Consider the following 20,253-nt stretch of genomic DNA (forward strand, 5'->3'; position numbering starts at 1 on the left):
AAATTAGCTTTAAACTAGTTATCCAAATCCTTAAGCATTTCCTCAACTGCTTTTTCCAATTGTTCATCACGCCCTGTAATCATTACCTCATAAGTATTTTTCACTTTTACATCTGGCTCCAGTTGTTGATTCTCCAAATAATCTCCATTCATATCTTTGGCACCAACCTGTGGAATCCCAAACACCAATGTATTATCCTGTAAGGTTTCCCACCATACAGCAGTCATTGTACCAGGGACTGGCATTCCAACCAGTTTACCAATTTCCAAAGCATTATATGCGAATGGGAAGGCATGGGCATCAGAGTAATTACCTTCACTAATTAAAACCGATGAAGGTTTGTTCCATTTGGCAATAGGTTCTGATCCAAAAAACTTTCCTCCAGGATAATAATCCACATAGCGCTTACCACTTAAGAAAGTTACCAAATCATCGTGTAGCCATCCTCCGCCATTAAAACGCGTATCAACAATTAAAGCTTCTTTATCGTGATTACGCCCCAGTACCTCAGAATAAAATTCTCTGAAACTACTTGAGTTCATTCCTCTAACATGTACATAACCGATTCTACCATTAGATAAACGTTCGGTCTCTTCTCTGCGTTGTTTGATCCATCGCTCATACAACAATTGATTTGTTTGTCGTAAAGAAATTGGTTTAACAGTTTCAGTCCAGCGCTTTCCATTTGCAGGATTGTGCAAACTAAGTAAGGTAGCTTTACCTGACTTATGATTCATTAATTGAAACAGCTTGGTGTGTGTATCCACATCAACACCATCAATTTCTTCAACAACAACACCAGCTTTAATCGCAGATCCCTCTTTAAGCACTGGACTTTTATCCATTACTTCTGCTATTTTCAAGCCATTTCCAACATAATCGTTATCAAAAAATAAACCTAAATAAGCAGTTTGATCTCCACCAGAAGCCCTATCACGATAACGAGCGCCTGTATGTGAGCCATTCATTTCTCCAAGCAATTCACTTAACATTTCGGCATAATCGAAATTGTTATTAATATGCGGTAAAAATCGCTTATACTCTTTTTTGTAGAAATCCCAGTCAACTCCATGCAAGTCGCGTCGATACCACTTACGACTAACTTGACGCCATACATGCTCAAACATAGCTTCACGCTCAGCTTGCTTATTTAAATATAGTTCAGCACTGTAACTAACTGGTTTTGTTTTATTATCCTTAGTACTAATTTTAGTTATTTTTCCACCAGAGAAAACGAATAAATTATTAAAGGTTGAATCGGCTTGCATAAAACCACCTCGCCCTCCGAGAGAAGCTACTTTTTTGGTTTCCTTCTTCTTAAAATCGTGCAACCAAAGATCATGACCTTTTTCAAATCGTGACAAATAATACAACTTATCTCCTTCGGGCGATAATAAAGCTCCAGCCAAACTAGAAGAGTGAATGGTTAAACGTTCAAATCTGTCTTCAATATTTTTAAGATTAACATCAATTAAAGATTCCTTTTTAGCATCTTCCTTTTCTTCATCATCCTTTTTAGCATTTTTCTCAGCTGCCTCTTTTAACTCCAATTCTTCTTTACTCAGCTTAAACTGATCATAGCTCTTCTGATTTAAGAACATGGCGTACACATCATCGTGCGCTCCCCAACTTCCATGACTACGCAAACCGTGTTTATCGGTAAACCAAATAAGTGCATTACCACCCATCATCCATTGAGGTCGTGAATCACCATAACCACTTTTGGTTAAGTTAATTACTTCACCTGTTCCATCGGAAGACACCAAACCAACTTGGTTTATCACCCAGTGATGCGGACAGTATGATAAAGTAAACCACTTGCCATCAGGTGACCACTGATACCACTGATCGCCATCGCTATACGAGTAATTATACTTTTCATCTACGATTGATCGAACAGCTTTTGTTTCCAGGTTAACCACCTTAAGTGCAACCCGATTCTCTAAAAAAGCAACTTCTTTGCCATCAGGTGAATAATGTGGCTGAAAGGTTTCCGCCTCAATTTCCAAAATAGCTTTTTCTTTTATCACAGTAGAGTTAGCAAAATACAACTCATCTTCATCAACAATACTAGATGAATATAAATTCCAGCTACCATTTCTTTCTGATGCATAAACCAATGAACGACCATCAGGGCTAAAACTAACCGAACGCTCCTGCTCAGGCGTATTGGTTACTCGCTTGGTAGTTCCGTAATCAACCGATGTTACAAAAACCTCGCCTCTTGCAATAAAAGCAATTTCTTTACCATTGGGCGACAAATCCATTTCATTTGCCTCGCGGCTCAATTTCATGTATTGCAAATCATCGCTATTAAAATCAAGTTCAATAGTTATATCTACTTTTTTAGCTTCGCTTCCATCCTGTTGTGTATAGATTTCTCCATTATACCCATAACACATTAAGTCATTATCAGCAATGCTCAAAAACCGAACTGGATGCTTTTCAAAATTCGAAACAGCAGAAACCTCCTCAGGCTTATTCAAATTAAGTTTGCAGACATTAAAGGAGCCAAATTGCTCACTTAGGTAATAAACAGTGTTTTGATCAGCTGCCAAAACAGGCTGACGATCTTCACCTTTGAACTCGCTTAACTGAATATGCTTTTGGCTATTAATATCGTATTTCCACAAATCACGAGTTACCGCAGATGTGTGATGTTTTCGCCATTCATTTTCATAACCTTTTACATCCTGATACACCATAAAACTGCCATCCTTGCTAACTCTTGCTAATTCAGCAGGTGTAGTTAACATTTGCGACACATCCGATGTTTCAATGTCAACTTTATATAATTCGGGAAAACGACCATAGGGGAATTGAGCACTATTAACATCATCTAATATTTGAGCTGAAAATAAAATAGAACTTCCATCAGGTGTAAAACTACTTGGTTCTTCACGGTTAGAATGATAAGTCAATCGACGTGCTTTACCTCCTTCTGAAGGAATAATATACACATCAAAATTACCATGACGATTTGACGCAAATGCAATGTAATCACCATTAGGTGACCATACTGGCTTGTAATCGTAAGCAGCATGTATCGTTAAAGGAATTGCTTCACCACCCTGCGCATTTACCTTGTACAAATCGCCTTTATAAGTAAAAACTATTTCTTGTCCATCAGGCGAGATGGAAGGATAACGCATCCATAAAGGCTGTGCTATACTTTCAAAACTAAGACCACAAATAAGCAGTAATACTGCCAATTTAAAAAACTTCATATTAATTGGGTTTAAATTTAAACTACAATATCTAAGTCAATAAAAAGATGAAACTCTATCTAATTATTCTTTTTGAATGGGGTACAACTTTACAGGAACCAAGTATTAATCAAACGACTACTTGCGTAAAATTGTTCTTAGGAAATGTATAGCACGACTTATTAGGCCTAAATGTAATAAATTTCTAAATAAAATAGTCACAAAAAAAGCTCTGTCCAATTAAGAACAGAGCTTTATTTGTTTTTATGAGAATAGTTTATCCTACTATTTCAATCAATTCAACTTCGAAAATTAAAGTTGCAAATGGAGGAATAACCTGACCAGCTCCACGCTCACCATAACCTAATTCGTAAGGAATATAAAGAATCGCTTTACCACCTTCTTTCATCAATTGCAAACCTTCAGTCCATCCTGGGATAACTCCATTTAAAGGAAACTCAATAGGCTCTCCCCTATCCACAGAACTATCAAATTTAGTTCCATCCATTAAAGTACCTGTATAATGTACTTTTACTGTGTTAGTCGCTACTGGTGAATTACCGGTACCTTCTTCTAATACCTTATATTGTAAACCACTGGCAGTAACTTGTACACCTTCTTTTTTTGAATTTTCAGCTAAAAATTCAATACCTGGCTTTCTTTGCTCGTAAGAAAGAATATTATTGGCTTCTTCCATTGTTAATTGAGCAGTATCCTTTAAAGCTTCACGCAATCCTGCAGCAGCAGCATCTGCATCGATATTTTCAATATTCTTTAATTGACTAGCTATCATTACTCCATAGCTATAACTCAAGCTATCATTTTGTGTTTCTAATTTGGCAGCTTGGTTGCTTGCACCTGGTTGACAAGCTACAACTCCTAATACAATACCTACACCTAAAGCTAATTTTGAAATTAATTTAATCATGTCTTTGTTTAATTTTATTTGGCTCAAAGATATTTAAATTGTTGAATAAACAGTCTTCTACAACGAAGATTACAATCAAAATCAGATGCACAAAAAAAGGTGTCGAAATTACTTCCGACACCTTAGTCTATAAATAAAATCTAATCAATTCTTATAAAAACTCGTAGCGCACAAAGGCTTCAAAGGCTTCATACTCGGCCATTCCAAGTGCATTGTATAAATTAGCTGTTCCACGGTTTCGATCTTCTGCACGTTGCCAGAACTCACGATTATCACCACCTAAAAACATTGCTCCATCCTTCTGAGACTGGTGCTTGAAGATAGCATTACGTTTGCGAACCAACTCGTCCGGGCTAATAGGAACAGCCATCTCGATGTTATTAATTTCCCACTCATGCCATGCTCCACGATACAACCAAACCCAGCAGTCTTTCATCCAGGCTTCTTTCTTAAGCTGATCGATGGCTTTAAAAATAGCATCTAAACACACACGGTGTGTTCCATGCGGATCAGACAAATCGCCTGCTGCATATATTTGATGCGGTTTAACCTCTTTAATTAAATCGGCTATTATTTTAATATCTTCTTTACCAATAGGTTTCTTTTCTACACCACCAGTTTCGTAAAATGGCATATGTAAGAAATGCGCATTTTCATCTTTAACATTGGCATAACGACATCCGGCTTTCGCTTCTCCAACACGTATCAAACCTTTAATTCGTCTGATCTCAGGCAAATCAACCTGATCATGTTTCTTGTTTGCCAAGAACTTACGAATTTTATCGTGCTCTTCTTTCAAGACTTTATTATCGCCACCCAATCCTTGAACATAGTCGCCAATAAAATCGATATAACGCAATACATCATCGTCAGAAACAGCCAGGTTACCAGACACCTGATAAGCCACATGAACCTCATGCCCCTGGTCTACTAAACGTAGCATGGTTCCTCCCATTGAAATTACATCATCATCGGGATGTGGGCTAAATATAATAACACGCTTAGGAAACGGCTCCTTACGTTCAGGGCGATAGGTATCATCTGCATTTGGCTTACCTCCTGGCCAACCGGTTATGGTATGCTGTAACTCATTAAATATCTTGATATTTACCTGATACGATGAACCTTTCTCTGCCAAGATATCACCCATACCGTTATCGTTATAATCACGATCGGTTAGCTTTAAAATTGGCTTATTCACTTTTTGACAAAGCCAAACAACCGCTTTCTTAATCAAACGATCTGTCCACTCTACACTATCAATTAACCAAGGGGTTTTCACTCTAGTTAATTCATTGGAAGCTGCTTCATCTAATATTACTTTACAATTTTCATGATTCTGTAAAAACGATGCTGGCACCTCTTCTATTACATCACCTTCAATTGTTTTCTTAATAATATTGGCTTTTCCTTCACCCCAAGCTAATAAACGCACACGCTTGGCATTAAGAATGGTTTTAACCCCCATTGTAATGGCTTTGCGCGGTACCTTATCTTTACCAAAGAAATCAGAAGCTGCTTCAGTACGTGTTATATCATCCAATGATACAATACGTGTAAGCGAATTACCAGATGCACCCGGTTCGTTCAAACCAATATGCCCTGTACGTCCAATACCTAATATTTGAATGTCAATTCCACCTACCTTTTCAATCTTTTCTTCATAGGCACGACAGAAATCATATATCTTTTCTTGCTCTATAGTACTATCTAAATCATTAATATTTTCTTGAAGTAGATCAATGTGATTGAAAAATGTTTCACGAATATTTCTACTAAAACTTTGTAAAGCTTTAGGCGCGATAGGATAATACTCCATCACATTAAATACCACTACATTTTTGAAACTTAAACCTTCCTCTTTATGAAGGCGAATTAATTCTTCGTATACTTCGCTTGGCGCAGAACCAACAGCTAAACCAAGTACACATTTATTACCTTCTAATTCTTTAATTTTTATTATCGAAGCTATTTCAGAAGCAACAGCTTTAGACCCATCGGTTGACGATCCATAAATTTTTGTAGAAATGTTTTCGTGCTTTGTGATCAGGGCCCTTAAATAAGGATCATTGTGATACCCCTCGTTCTTAAATTTTCCCGCCGGCGAAATCTTCTGATTGAATTTTTCTATCATGACAATTCTAGTTAGTACAATTTTAGTTTTAAGAGAGCTACAAATTTATAATTTATAATGATTAAAAACAGTGAAAAACAAAGATAAAATAACTAAATAGTGTTAAAATATAAGCTTTCGAAAGCTTTCACTTAGCTTTTAATTCAAAACCATGCCTGTTTGTAGCATTATAAATTAACCACTATTAATAACAAGCAGTAACTTCAAAATGTTGATCTAGGTGTTTAATTTGGAATAATTGAATTGTAAATGATGTCCTGAATATTTGTGCGAACATTCATTTCTATGAGCTTCTTGTTATAAGCTCTTGGATGAATTCGGTTGGATAGAAAGATGTATATTAAATCGTATTGAGGATCAATCCAAAGAATGGTTCCCGTAAAACCCGTATGCCCGTATGAAGCAGGAGAAGCTAGGCGTGACACAGGACTAGACTTATCAGGATCATGTTCAGGCTTATCCACCCCTAAACCTCGTCGGTTGGTGTTATTCTGGCGTTTGGTAAAATGCTCAATGGTAGCAGGATTAAAATACTCTACCCCTCCATACTTTCCTTTATTTAAAAAAAGTTGCGACATTTTTGCCAAATCTCCTGCATTGGCAAATAAGCCAGCGTGAGCCGATACTCCGCCCATCATGGCAGCACTTTGATCGTGCACATAGCCGTGTAGCAACTCTTTTCGAAAGCCCAAATCCTTTTCACTGGGAACAATTTCGTTTAAGTCAAAACTACTTAATGGATTATAAACTAAGCTATTTGCACCTATCCTATTAGAATAGTTCGCTTCAAACTTATGATCAAGATTATGCTCCATTAAAGGCTCAATTGCTTTTTCAAGTAGATGATATCCTAAATCGCTGTATAGGTATTCCTTAGTCTCACGAAGTTCAGAAGCATATATATGAGCTAACATTGAATCTTTATAAAGTTCACTCATATACATATTAGTCGATAATTCAACCGTATGCGCAGAATCTGGTTTTCGACTGAATACATCAGGCCTATAGCGCGCATGTCTATTCTGATACAACCAGTTATCAAGCTTTATGTTATAGGTTGATGAATACCTTCTACTAAAAAGAGGTTTGTCCCTTAACGATTCCTTATTAATGGCATTCCGATGAAAAGGAATGTAACTTCTTAAACCGCTTTCATGTAGCAACAACTCTGATATGCTTATATCTTTTTTATCTGTAGTATCAATCTCCGGAATATATGTTTCCAGCCTTTCATCCAGGTTTAGTTTTCCTTGCTCAACCAACTGCATCACAACCGGAAAAGTCACTGCAATTTTGGTTAAGGAAGCAACATCGTACAAATGATTGTTTTCTACGTTTCGTTTATTAGAATAGGTATGAAAGCCATACGATTCCTGATATACAATACTTCCAGAGCGAGCAATTAATAATTGAGCTCCAGGAGTAGCCTTCTCTTTTATAGCTTCTCTTATTAATTCATTAATTTTCGAAATTGAGTCTTGGGGAATACCTGCATATTCAGGAAAGCTAAAACCGATGCGCGTTTTTTGAGTGCTGTGTCTTTTGAACCCTTGCTCCAGCAATTCCTTTCCATTAAGTCCAACTCCATTAACACTTAATCCACCATATAAGGCTTGAGCCATCAAATCCCAAGTATGATACATACCTTGCTCTGCAATAAGAACGACATCAAACATTTGCATCAAGGAGGAATTAAAGAATGAGGCTGACTGTGCACTTACCAAAAGTACTTTATAACATTTTTTAGGTACTTGGTTTAATCGTATTTCCTCTGTTATGCTAATTAAACTATCTGGCGAATCGCACAACATTATCAGCAAACTATCTGCAGATGTTATGTCACCGACCAATCGTGTTTTTGGTTTGTAAAACTTTGCTCTATTCAAAAAAATATCATTTTTCTGAGATCGATAATCGCGTATTACACCATCAACAGCATTAATTTTATCGCCAGGTAAATCATTTGTTTTCGAATACATCGACATCGAATGTTGATACACTTTATAACGCAATATCAATTGCTCCGAAATCAATTCTTTATCTGTTGACTTAATATGATGACGATTAAGCTGTCCTATCTTAGAATTACGTCTTTCAAGCGCTTCATCTAACAACGATTCTTCTATGAGTTTATCCTTAAAAGCACGAACTAATTGTTTATGATCCAATTCAAAGTCATCGGAATAGAAGAGAATATCCTGCTTCAATAACTCTTCGAAAGAAACACCTAGTTCAACTTTTTCAATTCCAAGAACATGTTCAAAATCAAAATCGGGCGCGGGAAAAATTGTTTTCGGACCGGTAATCTCATAATTTAATTCATGTTTAGAAGACAAAATTGATAATAAATCATCCGGAAATGTGTGCAGCTTAAATTTCGAATTATTTAAAAGTGTATCCTGGTATAAATACATGGTAGTTATCTTTTCTTCATCAGAAATAACTACACCATTGGCATTGTTCGTAACACTGTATTTTAAAGCAGCGTCAACAAAAGATGTCCTTATAGCACTATTATTAATAGAATTCAACAAGTCAGCAGGTGGAGATGGAATGGTTAAAGAATCAACACCAGCTTCACGGAAATCAATAAGGTATCGTAAATTATTAGTTCCGTTCTTCTCAACTGGCAAGCGCCTGTTTATAATAAACCCTGGTAAAACATACGTATTCGAAACATTCTCTGCTTTTACAACAAATAATTGAGCCAACTTCCACTCCAGACTATCCTCAACAATAACAGTTTCCTGCGAAACCATTCCAAAGCATACAATACAATGAAATACCATTGTTATTATAGCCACCTTCAATCTTCCCATATAATAATATAATCTCCTACTTTTCAACAATACGCACGAAATTATACAATCTATTGCCAGCATCAAAGAACTTTTAATATTATAAAACACAAAGGTATTTATTGAATAATGAAAGAATAAATAGCGTTTTTATAACTTTAATTAGTAGTTTTGTGTTTAAGTATAGTCATGTTTTTAGATTCATTTTTGGATAATTCTAAAACAAACTATATTTTAGAATGATTAAAGTGGGTACTAATCCGATCTTATAATAACATGAGTGGAACTGATTCGTTAAATAATTCACTGGTTCAGAACTGGGAAGACAAAGTAATTTTAGTTGTTGAAGATGTTGATACAAATAAAATATTCTTTGATGCAGCTTTACGTAAAACAAATGCTAAAATTTTATGGGCTAAAGATGGCAAAGAAGCCATTACACTATTTCAGGCCAATAGAATTGATTTAGTATTAATGGATCTTCAGTTACCAATAATGGATGGCTACACTGCCACTCGTGAAATCAAAAAGATTGATGCTGAAATTCCTATTATTGCGCAAACAGCTCACGTGATGTCGGGAGAGCGTGAAAAATGCTTAGAAGCGGGGTGCGATGATTATTTACCCAAACCGATTCGATTACAAATATTGATGGATACATTATCTAAATATCTTAACAAATAAAAAAAAGCTGCCTTAGGGCAGCTTTTTTTATGCTATAATATTTTCACTTCTGTTCGTCTGTTCTTAGCTCTTCCCTCTTCAGTATCATTAGAATCAATTGCCTGACTCTGTCCGTAACCTTTGTAACTTAATTGTTCCTTGGCAATACCGCCTGCAATCAAATAATCGTAAACCTGCTTAGCTCTTCGTTTAGCCAACTGCTTATTGTACTCAACACTACCAACATTATCGGTATGGCCACCAATTTCAACTTTTATGCTTTCATTCAATTGTAACAACTTTATTACCTGATCCAACTCTACATTTGAACTCTCTGCTAACAGATAAGAATCTGTTTCGAAAAATACGTTTCGAAGAATTATGCGCTCTCCTGCTTTGATCTTACTCAAATAAACATCTAATACCTGAGGGTTATCAACCGAGGCTTCGTCGGCAACATTAAAATAACTCGAATAAAACAAATAACCTTCTTTCTCAACACTCAAACCATATTGCTTACCACTTGCCAAGCAAAATAAAAATTCACCTGAAAAGTCGGTTGATTCGGCATTTACTACAGTTTGTGCCTCATCTATATCGTTGACCTTTAAATAGGCATTTAATTGTTCCTTTGTATCCTTATCAAACACACGGCCCTTCACGTAAGCAGCAGGAATTGGACGTATCTCTTGCGGCATTTCAAACTTGTAGATATCCTTACCCGTATTTTTTTCACTTAAACCATCTGAAGAAAAGAAGGCCATATCACCTTTTGCATTAATTACCAAACCGATCTCATCATTTGAAGTATTTAAAGGGTAACCCAAATTTTGAGGTTCTTGCCAGTCTCCATTGGCCTTCAATCGTGTTAGAAATAAATCCATCTTTCCCATTCCTGGCCAAGTATCCGACGAAAAGTAAAGTGTTTGATTATCGTGATGAATAAATGGCGAGTTTTCATTTCCAGAAGTATTCACATTGCTGCCCAAATTCTCAGGCTCGCCGAAAAAAGGGGAACCATCACGTTTATAACCGATCAGTCTTGATTTCCAAATATCTTTTTGTCCTATACCCCCGGGACGACTACTAACAAAAAACAAAGTTCGACCATCGGCTGAAAAACAAGGTTGTGACTCCCAAAAAGGTGAATTAACAGGTCCGCCAATATTTACCGGTTTACTCCAGCCATCAATGGTTCTTTTTGAGAAATAAATATCGCAACTACCTTTGGTATCATTTCGACCACAGGCGGTGAAGAACATCCAATTCCCATCCGCACTAAGTGTTTGGGCACCCTCATTCAGATCGGTATTAATTGAAACCACTTCAACCCGATCTGTCCAATCTGCATTTAAATAATACGAAGTGTAAAAATCTTCACGAAAATTAACAACATTCTTCTGAAGGTCTTTTTCTATAAATGCTTGCTCATTACGTGGAACCAGCACCGTATAGATTAGATGCTCACCGTCAGCACTTATACTAGGCCAATACTCATCGTAATTACTATTAATTTTATCACCCATATTAATAGGCTCGAACGGAACAGGATTCTTTATTGCTTTATCAGCAAAATTTGCTTTTACAATATAAGCATCAGCTTTAGCCTTCGATCGTTTCGAACGTGTTTTAGCCTTGTAACGGTTCAACCAATCTATCGCAACCGCATACTCACCTGTATTAAATTTGGCAACTCCCATGTTATAAAAAGCTGAAACAAAATAAGTGCTATCAATTGCTATAGCCCGCTCAATACAAGCTATCTCCTTTTCGTATTCCGCCTTTCTAAAATAAATATCTGCTTTTAACAAATAGGCATCTATAAAATTCTTATCCTTTTTAATTGCATCGTCCAATAAACCAAGAGCTTCATCCACCTTGTCTTTTGTGTACATCTCGGTAGCAGAAGTATAAATGGCAACTGCTTTTTTAGATTTCGTATGAAGGCTCCATTTATCTTTTTTTTGCGCTTTAGATGGAATACAAACCACCATCAATAATATTAGAGTGGATAAAACATTTGCCAATGAAAATTTCAATCTCATTATATACATTTAAAATTATTATCGTAGCATCTGAGTACTTGCTTTACAATTACGTACTATGATCGTGATAAAAATACAATATAATCAAATACATCTATTTAAAACAGACTAGCTAAATAAGCAAAGCAAAATTAGCGCTTTATCCAGAACAATTTATCTACTTAGTAATTTATGATGTAAACAATTATCAAACAAGGAGCAAATAATGCTTTATAGCACCTCAATTAATGCTTCGTCTTTTAGCAAGATTACTATTTTTGCAATTCTAAAAAATGCGGATAAACGATGGAGTTGGTAGATAAAGATTGTAAAAGGTGTAAAAAGTGTGAGCGAATATGTCCGACAAACACGCTTAATATAGATAGTAAAAATACCCATGGTGATTATTGTATTGAATGCTATCATTGTTTGGCCGTGTGCCCCAACAAAACTGAAAACGATGAGCATGTATTAGGTTCCAATTTCCAATATAGCATACAGCCTTACGACTTTGAGCAACTTATGCAACAACGGCGCTCTAATCGCGATTTTAGTTCAAAACCAATTTCAAATGAGCTACTGAGTGAATTTATTAATAACATGCGCTTTAGCCCAACTGCAAGTAATGCTCAAAAATTAGAGTTTACCGTAATTACAAACAAAGCCTTACTTCAATTAATAAACGATAGTACAATCAGTACTTTAAGTAAAACTTTCAAAAAAAGCGTCAGCCCCATTACAAAACCATTGATAAGCACATTTCTAGGGAGGAAAGCTTATACCGGACTTGAGAAACTAAAAGGAAAATTCCTTAAGAAAGCTGCTTTTGATCCGAACATGATTTGTTATAACGCGCCCGCTTTAATTCTTATTCACTCTAAAAAAACACCAGGAGGCATGCCACTTCAAGATGCCAATATTTGGTTAGGAATGGCTACACTTTACGCTGAACTATTGGAATTAGCAAGCTGTATTAATGGTTACATTGTTAATGCTGTTCAACGAAACAAAACTTTGAAAAAACAAATGCAGATACCCGATGATCATCAGTTACATGCTGCTTTGTTAATCGGTCGTTCAAAAAAGAAATTTAATAACAGAGTTGATCGAAAAACACCGCAGGTTAATTTCATCTGATATTTAGAAACGGGCTATATACCTGGTACTACTTCTATACCTTCAAGATCGCTCAATATTTTGAAAGCATCGGATTGTTTTGATCCGCAAAAGAGTTTTTCTGCTTTAAAGCCAGCACAAACCAATGGCCGCTCAGGATGCGTGAAAATTGCACAGCAATAATCATCCTGCAAATGTATACACCTCTCTCCTGCAACTTTGCCATTTGGCAAACCCGGTATAGCCGATGAAATACTTGGCACAATACAACAAGCCCCACAATTCTCTCTACATTCCATTCAATTGTTCTAATTCTATGCTTTGATAATTTTCAGGGCACAAAAATAAACTATTTATTAAAACATTGCTTTAATTTGCATCAGCTATAAAAAGAAACATATGAAATTCACTCTTCCACTAGTACATGGCCGACTCATTAAACGCTATAAACGTTTCTTGGCCAATGTATTACTGGATGATGGAACAATAGTAACGGCCCATTGCACCAATAGTGGATCGATGAAAAGTTGCATCGAGGAAAATGCGGAAGTCTACCTCTCTCCAGCAACTGACCCAAAGCGCAAAACAAAGTACACCTGGGAAATGATTTTAATTGAAGGATCTTGGGTTGGCGTTCACACAACTCATCCAAATCAAATAGTCTATGAAGCAATCGTCAATAATGAAATTCCACAATTAAAGCACTACAACAAGGTACAGAGGGAAGTTAAAGTAAAGGATAGTCGACTGGATATTGTAGCTATGAATGAGGATGAGACTTGTTTTATTGAAGTAAAGAATGCCAGCATGAAACAGGGCAACAGCGTTCTGTTTCCTGATGCTGTAACATCTCGTGGCAAAAAGCATCTGCATACACTTATTTCACTGAAAGAAGAAGGGTACAGAGCAGTTATGGTATATTTAATTCAGCGTGTAGATGTCGATACATTTGGTGTAGCTTCAGATATTGATCCTGATTATAGCTCAACCCTGAAACAAGCGCATGAAGCTGGCGTTGAAATCATTCCTCTACAGGCAAGAGTTACACCAAGTGAGATAAGTATAGTTCGTGAATTACCATATAGTTTATAGCATACACAGCTTTTCTGGCACATTACCTTTATCTTTTACTTCTGCTTACTTATAACGACTCTAAATTAAGTATTAGCAGCCAGCATTCTGCTTTCAAATATCTATCATATAATATATCTTTTCTATATTTAAAGCAATTAATTTAAACCAACCCTCATATGAAGAAGAGAAATTCCCTTTTAGTAGTATTACTATTGGTATGCGTCAGCACATTTGCATACAAAGCACCCATTAAATTTGGAAAAGTCACTCTGGAAGAATTAGAGATGACATCGTACGAACCTGACACATCGGCTAGTGCTGTAGTTTTATGTAAATATGGTTATTTTAACGGAAGCGATTTAAAATTTAAACGAGTAGAGCGCATTAAAGTCTTAAAGAAGTCGGGCACCGGTTATGCTGAATTTGTTCTTCCTGGAAGAGTCAGCGATACATTTAGAGGGCGTACCTACAATCTTGTTGATGGCGAAATAGAAGTCGATAAGCTTAAAAAAGAATCCATTTATAAAGAGCGTGTTACTGATAATCTATATCGCTACAGAGTTGCGTTACCTAATGTTAAAGTAGGAAGTGTATTCGAGTTAGAGTTTGTATCAATGGGATTACCAACAGAATGGACATTTCAAAGATCAATACCTGTTAAGTTATGTGAACTGATATTAGAAGAATCTACGTACATCGATTTTCGAAAAAGAATGGTTGGTTATGAACCACTAGCTATTTCGGATGGCAAAAGATTTGTTGCCAAAGATATGCCGGCTTTTAAATCAGAAGCTTTTTTAAACTCAAGAGACAATTACATAACTAAATTTGAATTTGATTTACAAAGTGTTAGTTACCCAGGACACTACAAATCGTATACAACTACCTGGGAAGCTGTTAATGATCGCCTAATGGATCATGAATATTTTGGTGGCACCTTAAAAAGTAGTGCTGGATACATTTCGGATATAGTAAAAGAAATAGAAGCCAAAGACCTCTCTCCACTAGAAAGAACAAAGGCAGCTTATGAAGCTGTAAAAGTTGTTAATTGGAACAACGAAGATTGGATCTTCACGAGCAGAAACAACTTAAGTAAACAATTCAAAGAGAAAGTAGGAAATAGCACTGATATTAATTTTATGTTATTGCACCTATTGAAGAAATTGGATATAAAAGCCCACCCTGTTGTGATAAGTACCAGAAGCAATGGGATGCTTAGTCCATTTTACCCAAGCTATGAAAAACTTGATTATACTTTAGTTTGTGCCACAATAGAAGACAAAGAATACCTGTTAGATGCCACGGAAAAAGAGCTCCCCTTTGAAATGTTACCACTACGTTGCCTAAATCAACATGGCAGGGTAGTTACTGATAAAGAAGGCAAATGGGTAGATATAACTCCAAAATTTAAAGAGCGTGAAACAATCTTTTTTGAATTGAACATCTCGGAAAAATTAGATTTAGAGGGAAAAGTAAGTTACAGTCGTAGTGGTTATGCTGCGTATGATTTCAGACGCGATTACAAAGAATATGCTGGCGAAGAAGACTATTTGACATCATTGGAATCAAAATACGATGGCTTACTTATTAAGGATTATTCAATTGAAAACATTGATGCTATAGATAAACCAATTAAAGACACGTATAATATCGAACTTAAAAACCGAATAGAGCGGATAAATGATATGATTCTAATAAATCCATTCTTACTGGAAACAATTTCAAGCAATCCATTCAAACTTGAAGAAAGAAAATACCCTGTCGATTTTGCTTTTTGCAGAAACAAGTATTTAATATCTAACATTACTATTCCAGATGGCTATGTTGTTTCAGAACTTCCCAAACCTATAAAAATTATAACACCTGATAAATCAGCATCCGTCTTAGTTCAGCACCAACAACAAGCAAACAAACTGGTAACGCTTTACAAATTCAATATTAACAAAACACTTTTCTTACCACAAGAATATGAGTACTTAAAGACTATTTATGAGCAAATAGTTAAAAAACATGCCGAACCGATAATCTTAAAACCAAATACTGATGCTGCAAGTTTATAAAAAAACAATCATTTTATTGGGTATGCTTTTTTGCATGTTATCTATAATTTATGCTATAGATGTTACTGATTACGATGTTTCTAAAATCCCCTCTGAATTAAAATTAAATTCGAATGCTATTGTTCGTTGTAACGAAGTTGTATTTGAAGTTGTTTCAGATAATAAAGCTATCGCTACTACTAAATATGCCGTAACAATTTTGAAAGAAGGAGCAATTGATTTATCAATCCTAAATATCAACTACGACAAACTGTTCGACATCAAAGATATTAGCGGAATCATTTATGATTCTAATGGAAAAAAAGTCAGAAAAATTAAAAAAGACGAAATCCAAGATCATAGTGCTATTAGTGGCTCTACCCTCTTCTCAGACAACAGAATAAAATACATTGATCCAGAATACTATACTTATCCATTTACGATAGAGTATATTTATTCTCAATCATATAATACATTGTTTTTTATGCCTAGGTGGTTTGGTTTTGAGGGTTACAATGTTTCAATTGAACACTCGAGTTTAAAAGCTATAGTACCTTCCAACTATAAAATTCGTTATTGGGAATCCAATATTAAACCATGCATAGTTAAAGCTGATTCAGATACAAATACATATAGTTGGTCCATCAAAAACGTTAAAGCTAAACAATATGAAGTTTTATCTCCAAATATCTCGATGACACAGCCAACTGTGTATTTAGCAGCAACAAATTTTGAATTAGACGGAGTTAAGGGGTCTATGGAAACTTGGAATGACCTTGGAAGGTTTATGAGCCAACTTTTAGAAGGACGTGATGTTCTTCCGGAAGAAACTATAAAGGAAATAGAATCATTGGTAAGTGGCACTGATAATATCATAGATAAAATAAGAATTGTTTACGAATATACTCAATCTAAGAATAGGTATATAAGTGTACAAGAGGGTGTAGGTGGTTGGCAACCATTCACGGCGAAAACCGTGGATAGGTTATCATATGGTGATTGCAAAGCACTTTCCAACTACACAAGAGCCCTTCTAAAAGCTATCGGTGTTAAATCACACTATACTAGAATTTATGCAGGAAATCAACTACCATCAACACCTGATAATTTCCCAATGAACAACTTTAACCATGTAATACTATGTGTTCCTATTGAAAACGACACCATCTGGCTAGAATGTACTAGTCAAAATTCGCCCATAGATTATATGAGTGATTTTACTGATGATAGGTATGCCTTGTTAATTAAGGATGGGAGTGGTGAATTTGTGAAAACTCCAGCATACACCGCTACTGAAAATCAACAAGCTACACACAGCACGGTTACACTATTAGCCGACAATTCTTTAAATATTAATGCAAGGGTCAAATATTCAGGTGCAACTTATGGCGATGAATACTACCTATTACACAAAGATGAAAAAGATAGAAGAAAAAAAATCATCAGCGATATTAGTATTCCAAACTTCAAATTAACTAATTACCAGCTCAATGACAACCCCAGTAGAAAGCCATACTTGACGAAGAGTCTACAGTTAACAGCAACAAACTATTGTAGTACAATGGGGGGCATGACAATTTTGAAGCTAAACCTATTTAATTCTTTTAATTCTGTACCAAGATATGCGCGAAACAGAAAAAACCCGGTATACGTGCAACGTAACTATAGCGAATGTGATACTATCAGCTATGTAATTCCATCTAACCTGGCCATTGAATCTTTGCCTAAAAAACAGGAACTTAATACTAAGTATGGCAGTTATTTATCCCATACCGAAAACAAGGATGGTAAAATTGTTTACTATCGCTACTTTCAAATTAATAAGGGAACCTATCCTAAAGAAGAATTCAATGACTTCAGAGAATTTTTAGAAGAAATTTCAATTGCTGATAACGCTAAAACAATATTAAAACAAAAAGAAATCTAAAACACATCGAAGGCTAAGGACCGATTCATCTTTAGCCTTCTATTTTTATCACTCTTTCTTAATATTTCAAAAAAGCCAAAGAGCTATAATATAAACGGGGGTAATCTCGATAAGTCCTTCACAAATATCTCGTTTTAAAAAATTTTGCAATTAACATTTAGCTTATCTGAGTATTTGTTTAAATTCGCAGTTTAGTAAAAGCTATTTTACGACGTAGTAAGAACAACATGCAAGATAAAGTAATCATTATAACAGGGGCATCTTCAGGCATTGGCTTGGCCTGTGCTCGTGAATTTGCACAAAGAGGTGCCAAAGTAACTTTAGCTGCTCGCAGTGCCAATAAACTTGATGAAATTAAAAACGAATTAAGCGCAAAAGGATTAAATGTAATCTGTATTAAAACAGATGTCAGTATTGAAAAGGATTGTGAGCATTTGATTAATGAAACGCTTAAAGCATTTGGAAAAATTGACATATTGATTAATAATGCAGGCATATCGATGCGAGCGCTCTTTAACGATGTTGATTTAAAAGTGATCAAGCAATTAATGGATGTTAACTTTTGGGGCATGGTATATTGTACTAAATATGCTTTGCCACATATCCTTAACCAAAAGGGATCTGTTGTTGGTATTTCATCCATTGGTGGTTATGTTGGGTTGCCTGCTAGAACAGGCTATTGTGCTTCGAAATTTGCAATCCATGGTTTCTTGGAAGCTTTAAGAATTGAGAATTTAAAAACTGGATTGCATGTATTAATAGCAGCTCCTGGTTTTACTGCTTCTAACGTCCGAAAATCTGCTTTAACAGCTGATGGAAGCAATCAAGGTGAAACACCTCGAAAAGAAGAGAAGATGATGAAAGCTGAAGAGGTAGCAATTCATTTGGCGAAAGCTATAGACAAACGTAAGTCTACGTTAATCTTAACTTTTCTGGAAGGTAAATTTACCGTTTTCTTAAAGAAATTTGCACCAGGATTATTGCGTAAACTTTCGTACAATCACATGGCAAAAGAACCTAATTCCCCATTCAAATAATCGCGAACAATGTTGAAAGGCGAAAGCACAATAAGAGTCAGATACGGCGAAACCGATCAGATGGGGGTAGTTAATAATGCCAACTACCCCAGTTATTACGAAATAGGCCGAACTGAATTGTTACGCGAATATGGTATTTCGTATAAACAAATTGAAGAAAAAGGTTGTATGCTGCCTTTGGTTGATCTGTATGTAAAATACCATAAGCCGGCCTTTTATGACGATGTATTAACTATTTCTACATCGATAAAAGAAATGCCATCTTCTAAAATTAGATTTGATTATCGTATTTATAACCAAGAAGGTACATTAATTAACGAGGGCTACACCAATTTAGCATTTCTTAATTCTGGTACGCGAAGACCTGTGCGTATACCTGATTTCTTGAAAGAACTGCTGTCACCACATTTTTAACCAACAACTACATCCAAATATATTCATTGGCAATCCAGATTGAGAAAGCCACACATACCAGAATTACAATTGTACTACCTGCAATCTTATTTAGCCAAAATAAACGACGAAGATTAATTCGTGAACGGAGTAGATTAATTAATGAACTAAGTGTAAACCACCAAGCACTGGCTCCAATAAAAACACCAGCGATTAACATGAAGCGCTCAAAACTACTTTGTTCAACTTCAACCACTCTAAACCCTGCAAAGAATGCAAGAAACAAGAAAACAGCTAATGGGTTAGTAATGGTTAAAATAAATGTTGAAAAGAAATCCTGAATCAAGCTGGTACTTCGCTTTTTTTGCCGTCGAAGTTGTATAGCTGGGTTAGTAAAAAAAATCTTCAATCCTAAACCTATCAGAATACTTGCTCCAATTATTTGTATCCAGAGCATTTGAGTTTCGATGAAGCCAACAATAAATGACAAGCTAAACCCTGCTATAATGGCATAAATGGTATCAGATACAGCTGCACCAAGTCCTGAAACAAAGCCTGATAAACGTCCTTTATTTAAAGTACGTTGCACACACAATACTCCTATTGGTCCCAAAGGAATGGATGCAGAAACACCAATTATAATACCATCAACTATATAGCTCCAATTCATTAAAACTGTTTAAGCTTGTGATTTATTCTTTTCCGTTACCAATCAATTTGTAATTATGTGATAAGTTAGGCAAAAAGTTCCGCAAAATTATAAAAACCTTTTCACAAACTAGCCCCAAATACATCTTAAATATGAATGAATTCAAATTTAATTTAAAGACTTGAATCCCTCTATTTTAATACCTAACTTAAGTTTGTTAACACAAAGTTAACATACGCTTAATCTTAATTCAACCTTATACTAA

The 20,253-nt window shown here is 35.6% G+C and carries 14 protein-coding genes; 7 read left to right on the forward strand and 7 right to left on the reverse strand.

Translation table 11 applies throughout. From position 1 onward, the window contains the following. Positions 1-14: 14 nt before the first annotated feature. From ACRD7B_RS10125 to ACRD7B_RS10140, 4 genes are all read right to left on the reverse strand, one after another. Positions 15-3,227 carry a S41 family peptidase gene (locus ACRD7B_RS10125; protein WP_430824427.1) on the reverse strand — a complete coding sequence of 1,071 codons (3,213 nt, stop codon included), beginning with the start codon at positions 3,225-3,227 and terminating at the stop codon, positions 15-17. Between the two features lie 256 nt (positions 3,228-3,483). Next, positions 3,484-4,134: a BamJ family beta-barrel-assembly machinery protein gene (gene bamJ, locus ACRD7B_RS10130; protein ID WP_430824428.1), complete on the reverse strand. Its 651-nt coding sequence runs from the start codon at positions 4,132-4,134 to the stop codon at positions 3,484-3,486. A gap of 151 nt (positions 4,135-4,285) precedes the next feature. Continuing rightward, positions 4,286-6,268, reverse strand: coding sequence for a glucosamine-6-phosphate deaminase (locus ACRD7B_RS10135; protein ID WP_430824429.1), 1,983 nt, complete (start codon positions 6,266-6,268; stop codon positions 4,286-4,288). A gap of 224 nt (positions 6,269-6,492) precedes the next feature. Further along, the gene (locus ACRD7B_RS10140) at positions 6,493-9,087 is read right to left on the reverse strand and encodes a serine hydrolase domain-containing protein (protein WP_430824430.1); all 2,595 of its coding nucleotides are present in this window, start codon (positions 9,085-9,087) and stop codon (positions 6,493-6,495) included. Positions 9,088-9,342: 255 nt separating this feature from the next. On the opposite strand from ACRD7B_RS10140, the gene ACRD7B_RS10145 reads away from it, so the two are divergent. After that, positions 9,343-9,750: a response regulator gene (locus ACRD7B_RS10145; RefSeq protein WP_430824431.1), complete on the forward strand. Its 408-nt coding sequence runs from the start codon at positions 9,343-9,345 to the stop codon at positions 9,748-9,750. A gap of 32 nt (positions 9,751-9,782) precedes the next feature. Here the strand turns inward: ACRD7B_RS10145 and ACRD7B_RS10150 are convergent, their stop codons facing one another. Beyond that, positions 9,783-11,774 carry an OmpA family protein gene (locus ACRD7B_RS10150; protein ID WP_430824432.1) on the reverse strand — a complete coding sequence of 664 codons (1,992 nt, stop codon included), beginning with the start codon at positions 11,772-11,774 and terminating at the stop codon, positions 9,783-9,785. A 285-nt stretch (positions 11,775-12,059) separates the two neighbouring features. Between ACRD7B_RS10150 and ACRD7B_RS10155 the strand changes: the two genes are divergently transcribed. Next, positions 12,060-12,890, forward strand: coding sequence for a nitroreductase family protein (locus ACRD7B_RS10155; RefSeq protein ID WP_430824433.1), 831 nt, complete (start codon positions 12,060-12,062; stop codon positions 12,888-12,890). Between the two features lie 14 nt (positions 12,891-12,904). On the opposite strand, the gene ACRD7B_RS10160 is transcribed toward ACRD7B_RS10155, so the two are convergent. Further along, positions 12,905-13,168, reverse strand: coding sequence for a YkgJ family cysteine cluster protein (locus tag ACRD7B_RS10160; RefSeq protein WP_430824434.1), 264 nt, complete (start codon positions 13,166-13,168; stop codon positions 12,905-12,907). Positions 13,169-13,268: 100 nt separating this feature from the next. Between ACRD7B_RS10160 and sfsA the strand changes: the two genes are divergently transcribed. The 5 genes from sfsA (at position 13,269) to ACRD7B_RS10185 (ending at position 19,360) form a co-directional block, all read left to right on the forward strand. Beyond that, the gene (gene sfsA, locus ACRD7B_RS10165) at positions 13,269-13,961 is read left to right on the forward strand and encodes a DNA/RNA nuclease SfsA (protein ID WP_430824435.1); all 693 of its coding nucleotides are present in this window, start codon (positions 13,269-13,271) and stop codon (positions 13,959-13,961) included. A gap of 158 nt (positions 13,962-14,119) precedes the next feature. After that, positions 14,120-16,003 (forward strand): DUF3858 domain-containing protein, encoded by a 1,884-nt coding sequence (locus tag ACRD7B_RS10170; RefSeq protein WP_430824436.1) that lies wholly within the window; start codon positions 14,120-14,122, stop codon positions 16,001-16,003. Next, the gene (locus ACRD7B_RS10175) at positions 15,987-17,909 is read left to right on the forward strand and encodes a DUF3858 domain-containing protein (RefSeq protein ID WP_430824437.1); all 1,923 of its coding nucleotides are present in this window, start codon (positions 15,987-15,989) and stop codon (positions 17,907-17,909) included. The genes ACRD7B_RS10170 and ACRD7B_RS10175 overlap by 17 nt, the downstream gene beginning before the upstream one ends. A 227-nt stretch (positions 17,910-18,136) precedes the next feature. Beyond that, positions 18,137-18,946, forward strand: a complete 810-nt coding sequence (locus tag ACRD7B_RS10180) for an SDR family oxidoreductase (protein ID WP_430824438.1) — start codon at positions 18,137-18,139, stop codon at positions 18,944-18,946. Positions 18,947-18,955: 9 nt separating this feature from the next. After that, complete coding sequence (locus tag ACRD7B_RS10185; RefSeq protein WP_430824439.1) at positions 18,956-19,360, forward strand: acyl-CoA thioesterase; 405 nt, start codon at positions 18,956-18,958, stop codon at positions 19,358-19,360. Between the two features lie 7 nt (positions 19,361-19,367). Here ACRD7B_RS10185 and ACRD7B_RS10190 read toward each other — a convergent pair whose 3' ends face one another. Beyond that, positions 19,368-20,009 carry a LysE family translocator gene (locus ACRD7B_RS10190; RefSeq protein WP_430824440.1) on the reverse strand — a complete coding sequence of 214 codons (642 nt, stop codon included), beginning with the start codon at positions 20,007-20,009 and terminating at the stop codon, positions 19,368-19,370. Positions 20,010-20,253: the final 244 nt, after the last annotated feature.

The organism is Carboxylicivirga fragile (genome assembly GCF_050589805.1).
Lineage (GTDB): Bacteria > Bacteroidota > Bacteroidia > Bacteroidales > Marinilabiliaceae > Carboxylicivirga > Carboxylicivirga fragile.

Bases quoted from the DNA above. Each gene is read 5' to 3' on its own strand.
- ACRD7B_RS10125 (WP_430824427.1), bottom strand. From the start codon at position 3,227: ATGAAGTTTTTTAAATTGGCAGTATTACTGCTTATTTGTGGTCTTAGT.
- bamJ (WP_430824428.1), bottom strand. From the start codon at position 4,134: ATGATTAAATTAATTTCAAAATTAGCTTTAGGTGTAGGTATTGTATTA.
- ACRD7B_RS10135 (WP_430824429.1), bottom strand. From the start codon at position 6,268: ATGATAGAAAAATTCAATCAGAAGATTTCGCCGGCGGGAAAATTTAAG.
- ACRD7B_RS10140 (WP_430824430.1), bottom strand. From the start codon at position 9,087: ATGGGAAGATTGAAGGTGGCTATAATAACAATGGTATTTCATTGTATT.
- ACRD7B_RS10145 (WP_430824431.1), top strand. From the start codon at position 9,343: ATGAGTGGAACTGATTCGTTAAATAATTCACTGGTTCAGAACTGGGAA.
- ACRD7B_RS10150 (WP_430824432.1), bottom strand. From the start codon at position 11,774: ATGAGATTGAAATTTTCATTGGCAAATGTTTTATCCACTCTAATATTA.
- ACRD7B_RS10155 (WP_430824433.1), top strand. From the start codon at position 12,060: ATGGAGTTGGTAGATAAAGATTGTAAAAGGTGTAAAAAGTGTGAGCGA.
- ACRD7B_RS10160 (WP_430824434.1), bottom strand. From the start codon at position 13,168: ATGGAATGTAGAGAGAATTGTGGGGCTTGTTGTATTGTGCCAAGTATT.
- sfsA (WP_430824435.1), top strand. From the start codon at position 13,269: ATGAAATTCACTCTTCCACTAGTACATGGCCGACTCATTAAACGCTAT.
- ACRD7B_RS10170 (WP_430824436.1), top strand. From the start codon at position 14,120: ATGAAGAAGAGAAATTCCCTTTTAGTAGTATTACTATTGGTATGCGTC.
- ACRD7B_RS10175 (WP_430824437.1), top strand. From the start codon at position 15,987: ATGCTGCAAGTTTATAAAAAAACAATCATTTTATTGGGTATGCTTTTT.
- ACRD7B_RS10180 (WP_430824438.1), top strand. From the start codon at position 18,137: ATGCAAGATAAAGTAATCATTATAACAGGGGCATCTTCAGGCATTGGC.
- ACRD7B_RS10185 (WP_430824439.1), top strand. From the start codon at position 18,956: ATGTTGAAAGGCGAAAGCACAATAAGAGTCAGATACGGCGAAACCGAT.
- ACRD7B_RS10190 (WP_430824440.1), bottom strand. From the start codon at position 20,009: ATGAATTGGAGCTATATAGTTGATGGTATTATAATTGGTGTTTCTGCA.